Annotated in this window: 14 protein-coding genes; 10 read left to right on the top strand and 4 right to left on the bottom strand. The window is 58.9% G+C overall.

All coding sequences use genetic code 11. The features are described 5' to 3' along the window. Nucleotides 1-264 precede the first annotated feature (264 nt). Nucleotides 265-660: a hypothetical protein gene (locus VJZ71_07825; GenBank protein HKQ47960.1), complete on the top strand. Its 396-nt coding sequence runs from the start codon at nucleotides 265-267 to the stop codon at nucleotides 658-660. Nucleotides 661-1,177: 517 nt separating this feature from the next. On the opposite strand, the gene VJZ71_07820 is transcribed toward VJZ71_07825, so the two are convergent. Together VJZ71_07820 and VJZ71_07815 are read right to left on the bottom strand one after the other, a co-directional pair. After that, on the bottom strand, nucleotides 1,178-1,600 hold the full coding sequence (locus tag VJZ71_07820) for a response regulator (GenBank protein HKQ47959.1): 423 nt from the start codon (nucleotides 1,598-1,600) through the stop codon (nucleotides 1,178-1,180). A gap of 10 nt (nucleotides 1,601-1,610) precedes the next feature. After that, nucleotides 1,611-2,552: a response regulator gene (locus VJZ71_07815; GenBank protein HKQ47958.1), complete on the bottom strand. Its 942-nt coding sequence runs from the start codon at nucleotides 2,550-2,552 to the stop codon at nucleotides 1,611-1,613. Between the two features lie 999 nt (nucleotides 2,553-3,551). Between VJZ71_07815 and VJZ71_07810 the strand changes: the two genes are divergently transcribed. The 5 genes from VJZ71_07810 (at nucleotide 3,552) to VJZ71_07790 (ending at nucleotide 9,118) form a co-directional block, all read left to right on the top strand. Beyond that, nucleotides 3,552-4,835 (top strand): thioredoxin family protein, encoded by a 1,284-nt coding sequence (locus tag VJZ71_07810; protein ID HKQ47957.1) that lies wholly within the window; start codon nucleotides 3,552-3,554, stop codon nucleotides 4,833-4,835. 539 nt (nucleotides 4,836-5,374) lie between these two features. Then, nucleotides 5,375-6,301: a PHB depolymerase family esterase gene (locus VJZ71_07805; GenBank protein HKQ47956.1), complete on the top strand. Its 927-nt coding sequence runs from the start codon at nucleotides 5,375-5,377 to the stop codon at nucleotides 6,299-6,301. A 436-nt stretch (nucleotides 6,302-6,737) separates the two neighbouring features. Next, nucleotides 6,738-7,211: a Na-translocating system protein MpsC family protein gene (locus tag VJZ71_07800; GenBank protein ID HKQ47955.1), complete on the top strand. Its 474-nt coding sequence runs from the start codon at nucleotides 6,738-6,740 to the stop codon at nucleotides 7,209-7,211. A 287-nt stretch (nucleotides 7,212-7,498) separates the two neighbouring features. Next, entirely contained in the window at nucleotides 7,499-8,302 is an 804-nt protein-coding gene (locus VJZ71_07795; protein HKQ47954.1) for a hypothetical protein, read from the top strand. Between the two features lie 315 nt (nucleotides 8,303-8,617). Then, on the top strand, nucleotides 8,618-9,118 hold the full coding sequence (locus VJZ71_07790; GenBank protein ID HKQ47953.1) for a rhodanese-like domain-containing protein: 501 nt from the start codon (nucleotides 8,618-8,620) through the stop codon (nucleotides 9,116-9,118). Between the two features lie 43 nt (nucleotides 9,119-9,161). On the opposite strand, the gene VJZ71_07785 is transcribed toward VJZ71_07790, so the two are convergent. Continuing rightward, nucleotides 9,162-9,554, bottom strand: coding sequence for a DUF2294 domain-containing protein (locus tag VJZ71_07785; GenBank protein HKQ47952.1), 393 nt, complete (start codon nucleotides 9,552-9,554; stop codon nucleotides 9,162-9,164). A 230-nt stretch (nucleotides 9,555-9,784) separates the two neighbouring features. Next, a complete protein-coding gene (locus VJZ71_07780) occupies nucleotides 9,785-11,089 on the bottom strand; it encodes a PLP-dependent aspartate aminotransferase family protein (protein HKQ47951.1) in 1,305 nt (434 codons plus the stop codon). A 278-nt stretch (nucleotides 11,090-11,367) separates the two neighbouring features. Between VJZ71_07780 and VJZ71_07775 the strand changes: the two genes are divergently transcribed. Genes VJZ71_07775 through hypE form a run of 4 tightly spaced genes read left to right on the top strand, consistent with a single transcriptional unit; the run spans nucleotide 11,368 to nucleotide 15,018 of the window. Next, entirely contained in the window at nucleotides 11,368-12,567 is a 1,200-nt protein-coding gene (locus VJZ71_07775; GenBank protein ID HKQ47950.1) for a carbamoyltransferase HypF, read from the top strand. Continuing rightward, complete coding sequence (locus tag VJZ71_07770; GenBank protein ID HKQ47949.1) at nucleotides 12,564-12,818, top strand: HypC/HybG/HupF family hydrogenase formation chaperone; 255 nt, start codon at nucleotides 12,564-12,566, stop codon at nucleotides 12,816-12,818. The genes VJZ71_07775 and VJZ71_07770 overlap by 4 nt, the downstream gene beginning before the upstream one ends. Next, nucleotides 12,815-13,948 (top strand): hydrogenase formation protein HypD, encoded by a 1,134-nt coding sequence (gene hypD, locus VJZ71_07765; protein HKQ47948.1) that lies wholly within the window; start codon nucleotides 12,815-12,817, stop codon nucleotides 13,946-13,948. The genes VJZ71_07770 and hypD overlap by 4 nt, the downstream gene beginning before the upstream one ends. Continuing rightward, nucleotides 13,936-15,018 carry a hydrogenase expression/formation protein HypE gene (gene hypE / locus VJZ71_07760; protein ID HKQ47947.1) on the top strand — a complete coding sequence of 361 codons (1,083 nt, stop codon included), beginning with the start codon at nucleotides 13,936-13,938 and terminating at the stop codon, nucleotides 15,016-15,018. The genes hypD and hypE overlap by 13 nt, the downstream gene beginning before the upstream one ends. Nucleotides 15,019-15,020 lie beyond the last annotated feature (2 nt).

The raw sequence follows: 15,020 nt of genomic DNA, 5'->3' as shown, positions 1-15,020 counted from the left end.
CAATTGCCCAGAGTCCGTCGTCGACGAGAGGCTTGGCCATATGCGTGTCCTCCATGACACCCGGTGTCGTCGCATCCTGCAACACCCTGGCTATCGGCACTCTTCGTCATTGTTTATGAAGTTCTTTTAGGGACTCTAAATAAGAGTCTGTCACTCACGGTGCGAAGACACTCGACGCTTTTGGATATCGGGCCGATTCATGGGTTACGGGCGCGGCTCCCACGTAATTGCAGGATAGCTTTACATGCGCTACGAATAGACCAGATGAGTGTAAATAGCGAACGCAATAATCAGCGGTTACAGTGGCTGGCGGCTTTGGATAGCGAGACTCGCTTCGTTTTATTGACTGGTCCTTGGTCACCCTCTGATCCAGAATCGCACGAAACATTTGCGCTATTGAACGAAATAGTGGTCAAGTACCGGCAAGGCGGAGTTAGGTGGATTGTTATTTGCTCGGACGTTAACGAAAGAAATGCCGCGTTGTTTCTTCGTAAGAACCCCATTAATGCATATTATGTGAGCGATCCTTATTTCCGTGAAGAATCTGGCGCTCGAAATTCAAGCAATTTCATTTTGGATAAAGACGGCAGTTTTGTTCATGTAAATGTTGGAAATAACGAACTTGCAGGCCAATTCGAGACACTATGCTCGGGAAATTAACTAGCGACGTTGCCTCGACACCCAGATGGCCGTTGGGTAATTCTTCGGCGCCGCTAATCGCCTAGTGTGTCTTATCAAAGGACAGCGAGAAACTGCCGAGCCGCATCGTTTGCCTTGCCACTCGGCTTGAGTCCGCCCCGCTCTCAGTTTGCCAGCGAGGCCTATTACTTCGTCGTGGACCGGATGTATAATGTACGCATGGTCATTGACCGCGCCGGGGCCGTCGTCGAGCTTTAGGGCGCTCTCTGGTTAACAGCTTTGGCCTCCAAACCCAGTCATTTTGGCAGGTAGCCAAAGTTCGAGACGGTTGCGTTCGGGGAGATCACCCCGCCACCGTGAATCGCGGTGGCTTTTTTGTTGACGATGAGCGCGTGGAATTCGGGGGTTTGAAACCCATCGACCGTCTTTTCTATCCTGCCGTACGCGTGCTGCGGTCGGAATCCCGCGTATCCGCGCGCGATGATACGGCGGCACGCCGAATACGCGACGCTAGGTCGACATTAAAGGAAGCACAGACTCAATTGCTGCCTGGGCCGGTCGGTGGACCGGCGAAGCGAACGACTTCGACCAGCAGTTCGGCCCAGTCCAGCGAGCCCTTGGGGACGTAGGCGTCCGCTCCGGCGAGGAGGGCCTTATCTTTGAGATTCTGATCATCGATGCTGAACATGACGACGGGGATGGTCCGCGATTGGGGTTCGCCACGGATCGCCTTCAACATGTCGAAGCTGCCCATGATGCCGCAGTCGATGATGATGAGTGCGACGGTTTGAAAGCGGACCCGCCGGAGCACCTCGTCTCCGCAGTCGAATTCCTCAACGGGATATCCCTTGGCGGCAATCAGCGGCATCAGCGACTGCCGGGTGCCGGGATGATTGGTGACTACCCAGATCATGGTGACTCCCTTGATTCGCCGCGGCCCAACCGCGAATGAACGCACCATCGTCCCCGTATCATCCTGCATCCTTGGCCCGCGCCGGCGGAACATCCGGCAGTGACTTGTGCAGGGTTCCCGGCCCGGCGAGCCGGACCACTTCGCGGTGGAGGGCCGACCAGTCCATGGAGCCTTTGAGAATAAACGCATCAATGCCGGCCCGCATCGCCGATTCCCTGGCGGAATCGTTGGCGCTATACATGATCACCGGAACATTTCGAAGTCGCGCGTCGCTTCGGATCTCGGCGAACACGTCCAACCCACTTTTCTGGGGCATACTAAAGTCCAGGATCACGAGCGATGGCCTGACCTTCTCGAGAAGCGCCATCGCCTCGGCGGGACCCGGCACCGAGAGCGTCTCGTAGCCCTCGCGTAGAAGCAGGTGGGCCAGCAGCTCCCGTGTGTCGTCGGCATCATCAACGATCAGGATCGTCGGAGTGGTGGGACGCAATTGAACCTCGAAATCCTGTAGCCATTTCCGCGCTTCCGAGGTGTTGTCGAACGTCCGCAACGCAATCCCCGCGGGCGCCCCCGTCGCAAGGGCATTGACCGCGACTCCGACAAAATGCGCGGTGGACGCCGTGTGGGCGCTGGCCCGAAACCCGGCGCGAACCGCCCGGGGCATCCAATCCTGAAGGATCCATGACCGGTCATCGGCGGCGATCGTCCGAAGGGCCGTGTCGTCGTACAGGATCTTGCTGATGTTGCGCAATTCGATGAGTTGAAGGAGGTACTCGTAAACGAATCTCAGTTGCCTGCTGGTGGCGTAGTCTCGCCACACGACGACGAGGCCCGGAAGGGAATCGTCGTGCTGAATCGAGCAGATGGGGTTATCCGTTGGGGAAGCGAGCAGCTTGCGGCTGTCGCCGGATTCAGTCTCAAGTTGGGATCGAAGGCGCTTGATGGCGGTATTCTCGGGTGGAACGTGGTCGGCTCCCCCATTTACTTCTTTGCGTGGCACGGGACCTTCTCCCTGAATCCACTACCTATCGTATTGCGCAAAGGGGGCTTCTCAACGTAACTGCAGCACAAGGGCGTATATAAATATTAATTTAGGAACACTGATTGCGACACCGGCGATTTCTTAGCCAGAAAAGGCGGTCAAGGATTTCTTGAACCGCTTTCCGGACCATCGGCCGCGCACCAGCGGAATCTTTGTTCGCTTCGGTCCGCGACTTTGGATCACCCGGGCGACGTTGTGAATTGTTGGCCAGGTTGCCTCGCCGCACCCCGAAAAAACGGGCCTCACGGCGATATTGGATAATTGGAGTCTGCAACGATGCGGCCGGCCATCAAAAAGTGCTTGGCAATCCCCGTGAGACCTACTAGGATGAGTGCGTTCGTGGCATGGTACCTGTGCGTTTGGAGAGCGTAGCGGTTGTGGTATCAACCTCCGCAGGCAAGAAACGTCGCTGAGACGGAACTTCGCGATTCAGCCACGGCAAAGCATGGACGCAAACGGCCAAAGTATCTGCCCACCAGCCCACCTGCTTCGTCGGACCGCGAAGCGCGGCCGATGCCGAATTCGTCATGCCGGATATTGCGGGTCTGAAGCGAAAACGACGCGATTAAGTAGTGATGGTCCTTCGGCTTAGCCGGACACAGTCAAGAAAAGTCGCGTTCGGAAACGACGCTGAGACGCCAAGCGAATCAGGTTGTACATAGAAGAGAGGCCCAGCGCGGCCTTACCGAAACGCCGACAGGCACTCCCGAGCCGGAGCGATTTTTTAGCGACTATTGTGGTGCGGCCGAATTTGCCGATCCACAGATTGAAGGCGACCGTCCCTCCGAGTTATCACCGCAAGAGAATCGAGGACTGGGGCGATGATTTCAGCCTGTTCGCTCATATTTGGAATTCGGAGGGATCGGAAGCAGTAGAAAGGCCCCCGCTCAATCGCCTGGCCTGCCCTACTTAAGTTGATCGAGAGAGTCCAGCCGCAGCGAATCGAAAGGAACATTTATGCGAACCCTTCTGTCCGGCGCGATTATCTTCTGTGCGAGCGTTGCTTTTGCTGAGGAGCCCTTCGCGTCCATTTCCTTTGAAAGCGCATGCCAGAAGGCGAAACAGGAAAAGAAGGTCGTCCTTCTCGACTTTTACACCACGTGGTGCGGGCCGTGCAAAATGCTGGAGCGCACGACCTGGAAAGACGGGAATGTCCGCGCCTGGCTCCGTGCCAACACCGTCGCGCTCAAGATCGACGGCGATCGGAACTCCAAGCTGTGCGCGCAATTTGGAATCCGAGCATATCCCACGCTTTTGTTCCTGCGGAGCGACGGCGAGGAGTTGAAACGACTGATCGGCTATCGCGATCCGCAGGAGTTTCTTGCCGACGCGAAAGGTGCCGTCCGCGACCGGTACGGCGTTTCCCGTGCCGGGACTTCGGTTGAGCCTCGTGGAGCGAACGATCCGCTGAACCGAATGCAAAACGGCGCGGCGCTCGCCCAAAGGGGAAAACACAAGGAAGCGATGCACGAGTACTTCTGGTGCTTCGATCACGGGGTGGAGGCGAGCCCGGCCTTCAAGAGCATGCGCCTATCCTATCTCCTGGCGTATATCCGCCAACTCGGAAACGACTACCCGCCGGCGATCGATGCCCTCCGCGTTCGGCGGGATCGGGCGGAAAACGCCCTGCTCAACGATAAAACGGTCAAGAATACGACCGAACCCTCCGGCTATCCCCGGTCGCGCTTCGAAGCGGCGACGGAGGTTGCCGCGATTAATCGGGAACTGAATGACCAGGAACGAACCGCGAGCACGTACAAAAAATTGATGGCCCGGGGCGAGGAGGATCGCCGTGTGCTTTGCGTGCTTATCGATGACGCCATCGATCCGCTTATTCGGTCGAACGAATATTCGAGCATCGTTGCCGGCTTGCCGAATCCTCTGGCCGCCGTCGAGCAGAAGATTGAGAGCTACCATTCCATGAAGGAGGCTGAAGAGTCGGATCCTCAGAACACGGACCGCAGGTCCAGTGAGCTGTTTAGACGCCGGGCCCTGGAGCACGGAAGCAAGATTTTCGAAGCACTGGTGGGAGTCAAAGACTCGACGAACGCCCAGAAAATTGCCGCGCGACTCCTGAAGTTCGATGGCGGGCGGGCTATCTACGAGTCACTGATGGAGCACGCCCTTCGCGCCAAAGGACACGAACAAGTGGTTTGGTTGCTGGAGCTGGCCCGCAATAAGCTCGAATCGAAAGAATTTGCCAGTCTTGAAGTGCTGGCCACTCAATCCAAGTTGTACTAACCGCGACGACGCGGTGGAGTCAGATATTTGACAGCGACGTCTCTGGGACGCCCGCACAAATCCCCTTCGCGCGCTTCCTGCGCGGCGCCCTCCCACAATCGGGGACAGCCTCGTCGACAGCTTTCAATTAATTTACATGGAATTTACCGCACAATGGCTGGATCGGTTTTGAAATCCAGAAGCGCCGGAGGGCTCGATGGTTAGGTCACTTTCCGAATCGCAGGTAAATCGAGTCCGAATAGGCTCGCTTGGACGAGCCGAACCGTCTTTGCTATGATGTGCGAACCTCCGGGGTCCGGTGCCAAGAGCACCGAGGTTTAGAAATCAGAATAAAGCCGCCGGACGACACAAGCAACGAGCTTGTCGCCGCGCAAAAAGCGCCTTTTCGAGGGAACCGACGGGGTCGAAAAGCGCAGGGCACTCAGCCCGGTCGGCTTTTTGGGGCGCGTTGGCGCGGGGTGGTTGAAAACAATCGCGGACTAAATTCTCGAAGGTCGAATCTGAGTCTCCTCTACGTGAGCTTATCAATAATGTACAAAATGCGACTGTTATCCGTTGCTTTCATCGGCATCTCTCTCCACGCGGGCTGTGCGGTGCCTCAACCACGCGGCCTGGGGCAGTACGCCCGTGTTCAGGAGCCAAGCACCCGCGCGTGGTATCACCTTTACCTGCCGGTCGACTACGTAAAGAGCAAAGGCGCAGACTCCAACCCGCAGCCTCAGAAATGGCCGCTGGTCATGACCCTTCACGGAATGAAGCCCTATGACAACGCGCGGCCCCAGGAGCGCGAATGGGAACAGCAGGCTGATATCTACGGTTACATCGTCTGTGCTCCCGAGCTTGAGACCTGCGATTCGTTCATGGAATTCCCGTTGACGAGGGAACACCAATACGTGCTGGAAGATAAACGTAACGTGATCGCCATCATGGACCACGTTTTCGCCACGACAGCAGCCGACCCGCAAAGGGTGCTTGCGACAAGCTGGTCTTCCGGCGGCTACCTGGCGCACTATCTTACGAATCGCTTCCCCGACCGCTTTGCGTGTCTCGCGACCCGCCTCTCCAACTTCTCGGCCAAGCTCATGGTGGAAGACACGGTGCCGCAATACCGCGAACGCATGCCCGTGGCGATTTTCATGGGTGATGGCGATTTCCCGGCCTGTAAGCGTGAATCACAAGAGGCCACGGCGTGGTATCAGGCGCGCGAGTTCCGCATCGTTCGCGCTTCGATGGTTGACAACATGGGCCATCAGCGAATCCCGCAGACCGCCGCCGCCTTCTTCGCCGAACAGTTAGGAATTGAACCCCTCCACCCGGCCGAAGGGGCGCGGACCCTGGGTGCGATGATGATGACGGACTATTATCCGCCGCGAGAAATGATCGCCAAGTTCTCGCCGGTCATCAGTGTGGCATCGCGTCCGCCCCAGGGTCAGGCCAAGGTTGTGCCAACCGCCACCAGTCAATGACGTCGCCGAAGAACTTGGGTGAATACAAGATCCACCCATACAGGATTCACGCATCACAAGATCCTCAGGGTTCGGCAATTAGAAAAATGTCGCACGGTTCATGTCGTCGCGATTATAAATGTCTTAATTTTGTCAATTGTCGTTTCGTGTCAGGACCATTTGTTGGCTTGTAAAAAAAAATAAAAAAACACTTGCATTTCCTGCGCGCGACGATACCATACCGCACCTGAACGGGAAAACTCGAAAACCGTTCGAGGGGTTCCGCGAGAATTTGAAAGCTAGACATCGGTTGACTAGATAAGGGGCAGCTCGCCACGGCGAGGGGCTCGTCGAAGAGTAAGCCGATGCGAACGAACGCCAAGGGTGTTCGATCGCATCGGCTCTTTGCGTTTTACGAATCTCGAGTCGGTCATTGTGACCGTGGGAAAAACGCCCGATGAAAAAAACCCATCTCAGCATGGCGCGGCAGATTGCGGAAGCAATCGGCAATTTTGAGTTGCGGACCGGAAGCTATCTTCCCAAGTCGATCACCGTGGTGATGAGCGACAGTACTTTGGTCATCACGCTGCACGGAGCCCTGTCCCCCGTCGAGCAGACGCTGGCGCAAAGTGCGAGCGGCGCCGATCGGTTACAGGAGTTCCACCAGGCGTTGTTTGCCAACGCTCCTGGCTCACTTCGGCAAGAGATCAAGAAGATCACCGGGATGGAAGTGTGCGAAGCCGCCACGGAGATTGAGCCGGCCGCTGGTGCCGTCGCAAAAGTATCCACCTCCGGGACCGTGGTACACGTCCTATTGCTCGAAGGCGGCGTGCCCACGGATACATGGAGCGGAATGGGCCCAAAAGCCGAGGACGCGGAAATAACGAAAGAACCATGCCTGGTTTGTACGGACAAAAGGAAGAGCCCGTGATTATGAACGCGTTTGTAACCGGCGCAACCGTGACACCGGCGGTCCTGAGGCGTTGGGTGCGTGCCGCCGCCTCGAGTTCCGCCAAGTGGGACGCATCGGTTCGTAGGCTGCCACTGCGTCAACGCGTGCAGCGGTTGGACGGAGCCAGGAACAGGAGGTGTTGATGACGTGATATCAATCTCAAGCGAAGTTTGCAGAACGTAAGATGTTTTTCGTATCAGTTCCACCATCGGAACGCAACTTCGGGGAGCGGCGAAGGCCGATCTGCCCAGAATCGAGAAAAAAACATGTTGTCCACAAGCTTCAAGATCACATGCCTATTACTGTTTTGCGGCGCCTTGCTGGCGCAGACGGGATGCAACTGCGCCCAGGGTGAATGTGTGCAGGCCAAGGCGCCAACCCCGTGCGCGAAGCCGTGCGAACCACGCGCTGCCTGCTGCCCCAAACCGGCCGGCGAGATGAGCGCGTTCCTGCCTCCCAACGCCAAGCCCGGCGAGTGCTATGCCAAGGTATTCGTTCCGCCGACATTCAAGAACATTTCGGAACGAGTTCTCGTTCGCGAGGCATCCGAGACCGTCGAAGTCATTCCCGCCAAATACGAGTGGGTCGAGGAGAGACGCCTCGTGAAAGACGCTTCCACGGAACTCGAGGTCCTGCCCGCGCAATTCGCGCCCCGGGAATTGACGATTCAAACGAATCCCGGTCACACCGACTGGGAGGTCAACAAGAACGCCACTTGTGCGCATCCCAAGGAGCAGCCGGCTCGAGATGTCTTCTGTCTCGTGAAACATCCGCCCGAGCACCTGACCCTTCAGACCCAGAGAGTCTGCAAACCCCCGGAGATTCGGACCGTCAGCATTCCGGCCGAATATGAAACCGTGCGCCGGCAACGGCTGGTGTGTGCCGCCACGACAAAGAGGACCTGCATCCCGGCGGAATACGAGACCATCGAGAAGACCGTAAAAGTCTGCGATGGCCGGATGGCCTGGAAACTCGTGGCTTGCGATCACCCGGAAGCCGAGAAGGTGACGGCCGGTGCGGATCAACCTCAAACGATCGCAACGGTGAGTGCACAGCAGAATCGGCCGTAACGATTAGCGCGCTCGGGAATGCGGTGAAGGCCCGGCAACCAGGCAGAACCCACTTCCCGTGGGCGTGAACGAACGGCCCAGCCAACTCCTCGAGCGGGGCGAAAGAGCCGCCGCTCGAGGACCGCTGGCGCGCAGGGGGACGATGCAAACCCCGGCTCAGCTTCGGAATTTCCCAGGGGGTGAGGCCGAGGTTTTGGCGTTCGATCCGGTCGGTGCGCAAGTTGCGCACATGAGCGGATCGACGTGGGACAAAAGAGGCCCGTTGCGTTGTCGACACCGGCCGCGCGGCATGGCACCGATTCTGGAGGATTTGACATGACTCCCGCAATTCGACGCGCGCTGGTCGTTTTTCCGCTGGGCCTGATCCTCTGGGGATGTTCGCATTCAACGAAATCGACCGTTCAAACAGCTTCCTCGGAACGCGAAGAAGCGTCACCGCCCAGCCCCGTCCACATGACCCTGGTTCGGCAGGAGTCGCCGCCCGAACTCCCCACGTATCCCAGCGTCGATTTCGAGGAGCTCAGCGAGCATATTCAAAACAAGAGCGCCGTCATCGTTGACGCCCGGAGCGCAAAGTCATTCTCCGGAGGGCATGTGCGCGGAGCAATCAACGTCCCCGCCGGCGAAAAGGAAGCCTATACCGAGCAATACCTGCGACAGCTGGACCATGACCGGCTCATCATCATCTATTGCAGCAATCCAACCTGCCACGCGAGCGACATGTTGTACGAGTATCTCGCTTCGCAGGGGTTCACCAACATGCGGCTTTTTGTTCCCGGTTGGCAGCGGTTGGCATCGGCCAAGGAGCTGCGATAGCGTAAGTGGGCCCCCCGAACGCAGCGCTGTCGCGCCCCAAGCGTCATGCCCGGACGTTGTTCTTCTTCGTTTCGCGAATGGGGGGCAACTCGGCGAGGGTAAAGACGATGAGTTCCTCGCCGGTAACGGTGCTAATGTCGTGGTGCAAGCTTAACACGTTCACGCCGGTCACTTCTTGAATCATGGCCGCCATCCGGGGCCGCGCCGACTCAATCAACTGGGTGCGAACCTGCTTGAGCAGGTCCCGCCCGTCCGCTGACGTCAGTGATTGAACCAGATGCCGTTCGGCCGCGGTCAAGACTCCCTTGAGCCGAACGACGAGAAGTTCGCCGACCAGGTGGGCATGAATATCCGCCGGTCCCCGGCCCATGTATTCCAACTCAAAGCGGCGAATTACCTCGCAGATGGCGGCTTCGATTTCTCCCTGAGTTTTCATGGCAACCCTTACCTGTATGGCTCACCGATTCAGGCTCCAGAGAGAGGGGCCTATCTATCCAATCCGTCAAGGCTTAAGTGGTTGTCGTACCAAATGATATCCGGAAAAAGAGGGGACATCCAGGGGAAGGGGATCAACCACGTGAAAGCTCCCTCAGGGCTCAGAATGCTGTGCCCAAGGTGCTTGGGATTGTTCTGAAACTGCCGCGCCGCCGACCGCGTAATTGCTCGTCAGATTGCGCTTAATGCCTCCATGAGGTCGGCCACGATGTCCTCCCAGTCTTCCAGACCGCAGCTCAGGCGAATGCCGCCGGGGACAATGCCGCGCTGCATGAGCACATCGTGCGGCACCGCCGAATGCGTCATGCTGAACGGACATTCAATCAGCGTTTTGATTTGTCCGAGGCTGACGGCCAGGCAGATCGCATAGGAGTTGCGCGCAATGTAGTCGACGAATCTCCGGCCGACCGCGGCATCGTCGCGTTCGCCCTTGAGTACAAAATACAACATGCTTCCCGGTGCGAAGTGTCCCTTTGGATCGCACATTTGCTTCTTCGCGAGGGCAAACTGGGGAAACGACTCCAGGCCGGGATAACGAACCATCTCTACCTTCGGATGCCCGGCAAGATGGCGAGCCACGTGATGCGCCGTCTTCTGATAGTTGGCCATTCGCGCCGCCAGTGACGGCAACCCGTAAACCAGCGTGGCCCACGCCGCCTTCGGCGACAGAATGCCGCCGAAGTCCTTGCGATGCATGAGCAGTTGATTTCTCAGCGATTTCGGCGCGATCACGGCACCGCCGACGTCGGTGCCGAAGCCCCCGATGCCTTTCGTGAGCGAATGGCAAACGATGTCCGCCCCGTGCCGCAGAGGACGCTGGCAAACCGGCGTTGCAAAGGTGTTATCGACAACCGACCAAACCTTTTCGGAAGCGGGTCGGTCGCGGTTCACCTCGTCGACGACGCGGCGCACGGCCTGGATGTCGATCAGCGACATGTCCGGGTTTACCGGCGTCTCAAAATACACGACGCGAGTATTTTTCAGGATTGCGGCGCGGAGCGCCCCAGCATCGGTAAAGTCAACAAAACGAACCGTTATTCCAAATCGCGGCAGCCATCTGGTAAACAGCGAATAGGTGCAGCCGTAGACAACATGATGTGCGACGAGATCCTCGCCGCTGCGAAGCAGGCAACCCACGGCCGCCGAAATGGCCGCCATGCCCGATGCGAAACAGAGCGCTGTTTCCCCGCCCTCGGCGACGGCCAAGTTGTCCTCGAGCATTCCGCGAGTCGGCTCGTCGAGTCGGTCGTAGATGTAGATCGGGTCGTGGAGATCGGCCGAATCGTGCGCGAAGTCTTCAAAGCCCTGGGTCCCCCGTTCCGCCGAATCCAACCGAAAGGTGGCCGAACTGGAGATCGGCGGTACGACGTGATGTGAGTAATCCCAGCGCCGGCTCCGCGAGGCGCCATGAATCATCCGTGTGCGGTTATGCGCCTGCCGTTCGGACTCCCTGTCGGAATGCGAATTCCCTGCCACAGGCACCTCCTCCGCTGACGCTGCAGGCGAAGAACTGCCAACGTTGTTGTATGGATATCAAGCAATCTACGTGCCAGCGTGAGATTCGCGGCAGGCGGCTCCGGCCTGCGGGCCAAGAACGAACCGCCTTGCGTGAAAACCCGCAATTGGTACGGAATTTCACGCACTGGAGCGTTCGCGTAATACGGATACCCGCGTCGAATAAGTGACGCCGAACAAAACACTTGCGGAGTGGCACGGATATTGCAGGTCCATCTCAAAAGCAATGAGGGTTGCACGTGGTGACAAGCATCGCCGAAACGCTGTGGCCGGCAAACTCAGGCGCCCGACATCCATCAACTTTGCGGGCCGGCAACCGTGCAGATGTCTTCAGGCTGTCCACGAGGACACAAAGACCCGTATTGGCATTGGGAGGTGAACTCAAAGCCGCCTTTGCTTTTTATCACGACACCACTGCAAGGCTGAGTCGAAGTAACTGGAATCTGACTGATCCAATGCAGTACCGGAACTATTGTGCGGCCATAAAACAACTCCTGGGTGATTCGGAACTAAAACCGGAATTCGTCGCACACGACCTGCATCCCAACTATCTGTCCACCCGTCTCGCGTTGCAGATGGGCCTGCCGACGATCGGCGTGCAGCACCACCACGCACACGTGGTGAGCGTGATGGCCGAACGGCGCATCGTGAAACCCGTGATCGGAATCTGTTGTGACGGCGTTGGCCTCGGCACGGACCATGCGGCGTGGGGCTGCGAGATCCTGCATTGTCGCATGGACAAGTTCACCCGATTGGGGCATCTGGAGTATTTCCCGTTGTTGGGCGGCGATGCGGCGGCCATCGAAACGTGGCGACCGGCGCTGGCGTTGGTTCAACAGGCGTTTGGCGAATTATGGCAACGGGAGACTGCTGAGTCGTTCGATCGGGTACCTGAAGCCGTGTTAAACGGTGTAGCCCGTCTCAACCAGACGAAACTCCCCGTTCCTCAGACCTCCAGTCTGGGCCGAGTCTTCGACGGTGTGAGTTTCCTTCTCGGCCTCTGCAACAAGAACGAGACCGAGGCTCAAGCCGCGATCGCTCTGGAAAACGCGGCCCGAGATGACGAGTCGGATCCCTATCCGTATGAGACTCGAGCAGGCCCGGAAGGTATCCGCATGTCTCTCGCCGGCGCCGTTCGCGCGATCCTGCACGACAGGATGAGACGCGCTCCGTGCAGCCTGATCGCCAGCCGTTTTCACGAGACCGTCGCCCGGATGCTGGTTGCGACGGCGGACATGGCGGCGGAGCAGACGGGCGTCCGCACGATCGTGTTGGCCGGGGGATGTTTCGCGAATCGACGGCTACGATCGCGCGTGATAGCGCTACTGCAACGGGCTCAGTTTCAAGTCGTGGTTCCCGAACGCGTCCCGATGGGCGACGCGGGATTGGCGCTCGGGCAGGCGGTCGTCGCCGCAGCCATCCTTGAGAGGGCCGGATGATGTGTCTCGCGGTTCCAGGCAAGATCATTGAATGTGGAGACGAGCAGGCCCTCGTCGATTTTCAGGGCAATCGGCTGAAGATCAGTCGCGTGCTCACCCCCGAGGCGAATGCCGGCGACTGGGTGCTCGTTCATGCCGGTTTCTCAATCTGCACCATTCAGGAGCAGGATGCACTCGAGACGTGGAGCTACTTGAAGCAATCTTACGGAACGGACATCGATGAGACCGTCGGCGCGGGAGCGGACCCATGATCCCCGACCGGCTACAGGCTCTTCGCGGCGAACTCTCCGACCTGTGCGCGGCGGTCGGTCGCCGTGTACAGATCATGGAGGTCTGCGGCACTCATACCGTCTCGTTTTTTCGGAGCGGAATTCGCTCGATCCTGCCCGCGAACCTGCGGCTCAGCAGCGGACCGGGTTGCCCGGTCTGCGTCACTGCGCAGCGACACATTGACGCCGCCATCGAACTGGCCGGTCTAGACGGCGTTATCCTGGCGACCTACGGCGACATGCTGCGCGTGCCCGGAAGACTCGGAAGCCTTGAGAAACTGCGGGCCAATGGAGCCTGCATTCGCGTCGTTAACTCCGCCCGGACGGCCCTGGAACTCGCGCGCGGGCATCCTGACCGACCGGTGGTCTTTCTCGCCGTCGGATTCGAGACGACCGCCCCAGCGACCGCTGCGGTCGTCCTGCAAGCCGACCGTGAGCGCATTGAGAACTTCAGCGTCCTGTTGTGCCACAAGCTCGTGGTCCCGGCCATGTTGGCCCTGCTTGAGGCAGGCGATGTGCCGCTCGACGGTTTTCTCTGTCCTGGGCACGTCAGCGTCGTCATTGGTTCGGAGGCGTATCGAGCTGTCGTCGAGCAGCATGGCAAGCCCTGCGTGGTAGCAGGGTTTGAGCCGGTGCAATTGCTCTCCGGGCTGGTCCATCTTTTGCGGCAGATCAAATCGGGCCGCGCGCTACTGGAGAATGTTTATCCCGCAGTAGTCTGCGAGAAAGGCAATGGTGCGGCACTCGCCCTGCTCGAGCGCGTTTTTGTTCCCGCGGATGCGCCGTGGCGTGAGCTGGGGACTATTCCCGACAGCGGCCTCGAGTTGAGGCCACTCTTCAGTCGATTTGACGCATTGCGCCGCTTCAGCGTGGAACTGGGTGACGACCGGGATCATCCGTCGTGCAAGTGCGGGGAAGTCATCCAGGGGAAAGTCGAGCCGGCAGATTGTCCGCTCTTCGATCGTGGCTGTACGCCCCTCACGCCCATCGGGCCGTGCATGGTCAGCGGCGAAGGGACGTGCGCGGCATGGTTCAAGTACGGGGGAGCGATAACGGCGCGAGCGCGACTCCGCATTGCGAATTCCAGAGGAGTTACGCCATGTCCAGCCTGATGATGCAGACCGAACGCGTCATGCTCGCCCACGGCGGCGGAGGGGAGTTGATGCAGCGGCTCATCCGCGAACACGTGCTGCCCAACCTTCAATCCGGAGGCGCCACGGTTATGAAGAGGGTCGTATCGGCGTCCTCGTCGCGGCGCAGTGTGTCGGATGGAACATTGACGGATAGTGCCATCGTTCCGTGGCACGGCGCCGACGTCGTCTTCACGACGGATTCATACGTCGTCACTCCGATCGAGTTCCCCGGCGGAGATATCGGCCGCCTTGCGGTTTGCGGGACGGTCAACGACCTGGCGGTCATGGGCGCCGAGCCGATCGCAATCAGTCTGGGGTTGATCCTCGAAGAGGGACTGCCGCTGGAGACACTGGACCGCGTCATGCGTTCCATCGGGATCGCCGCCCACGAAGCCGGCGTCGAAATCGTCACCGGCGATACGAAAGTCATTGAGCGAAGAAGCGATGAGCCCGAGCTGATGATAAACACCGCGGGCGTGGGACGGCTTCGCGCGGATGCGAATCTCAGTATCGCCCGCGTAACGCCCGGCGACTGTGTCCTCATCAATGGCCCCATCGCTGAACACGGCTTGGCGATCACCTCCGTCCGCAGCGGGCTGGAATTCGACACGCCGTTGCGAACGGATGCGGCCCCATTGAATTCTCTAATCGTACACTTGCTTGACAGCGGCGCGGACGTGAAGTTTCTGCGTGACGCCACGAGGGGCGGCCTCGCTGGCGTTCTCGCCGACATCAGCGAAGAGAGCGGTCTGAGCATCGAAATCGACGAGTCCAAGGTCCCTATCTCATCGACCGCCCGACAGGCAGCGGAGATGCTCGGGTTGGACCCCCTGACCGTAGCCAACGAGGGCAAGGTGGTTTGCGTCGTCTCCCAATCTGATTGTGCTAAAGCACTTACGCAAATGCGCGCCCACGGGCTGGGCTGGCACGCCACATGCATAGGTGTCATGACGGAAGACCGGCCGCCGCTTGTTGAGCTCGTCACTCGACTTGGCGGGCGGCGTATCGTCCAGCGGCCATACGGCGAGGAATTGCCGCGGATTTGTTAGTG

It is taken from the genome of Phycisphaerae bacterium (assembly GCA_035275405.1).
Lineage (GTDB): Bacteria > Planctomycetota > Phycisphaerae > UBA1845 > UTPLA1 > DATEMU01.
Note: the sequence above shows the minus strand (reverse complement) of the source record. Positions and strands in the feature narration are given on the sequence as shown.

Excerpts from the sequence above, each read along its gene's own strand:
- VJZ71_07825 (HKQ47960.1), top strand. The coding sequence starts at position 265 with ATGAGTGTAAATAGCGAACGCAATAATCAGCGGTTACAGTGGCTGGCG.
- VJZ71_07820 (HKQ47959.1), bottom strand. The coding sequence starts at position 1,600 with ATGGTGCGTTCATTCGCGGTTGGGCCGCGGCGAATCAAGGGAGTCACC.
- VJZ71_07810 (HKQ47957.1), top strand. The coding sequence starts at position 3,552 with ATGCGAACCCTTCTGTCCGGCGCGATTATCTTCTGTGCGAGCGTTGCT.
- VJZ71_07805 (HKQ47956.1), top strand. The coding sequence starts at position 5,375 with ATGCGACTGTTATCCGTTGCTTTCATCGGCATCTCTCTCCACGCGGGC.
- VJZ71_07800 (HKQ47955.1), top strand. The coding sequence starts at position 6,738 with ATGAAAAAAACCCATCTCAGCATGGCGCGGCAGATTGCGGAAGCAATC.
- VJZ71_07795 (HKQ47954.1), top strand. The coding sequence starts at position 7,499 with ATGTTGTCCACAAGCTTCAAGATCACATGCCTATTACTGTTTTGCGGC.
- VJZ71_07790 (HKQ47953.1), top strand. The coding sequence starts at position 8,618 with ATGACTCCCGCAATTCGACGCGCGCTGGTCGTTTTTCCGCTGGGCCTG.
- VJZ71_07785 (HKQ47952.1), bottom strand. The coding sequence starts at position 9,554 with ATGAAAACTCAGGGAGAAATCGAAGCCGCCATCTGCGAGGTAATTCGC.
- VJZ71_07770 (HKQ47949.1), top strand. The coding sequence starts at position 12,564 with ATGATGTGTCTCGCGGTTCCAGGCAAGATCATTGAATGTGGAGACGAG.
- hypD (HKQ47948.1), top strand. The coding sequence starts at position 12,815 with ATGATCCCCGACCGGCTACAGGCTCTTCGCGGCGAACTCTCCGACCTG.
- hypE (HKQ47947.1), top strand. The coding sequence starts at position 13,936 with ATGTCCAGCCTGATGATGCAGACCGAACGCGTCATGCTCGCCCACGGC.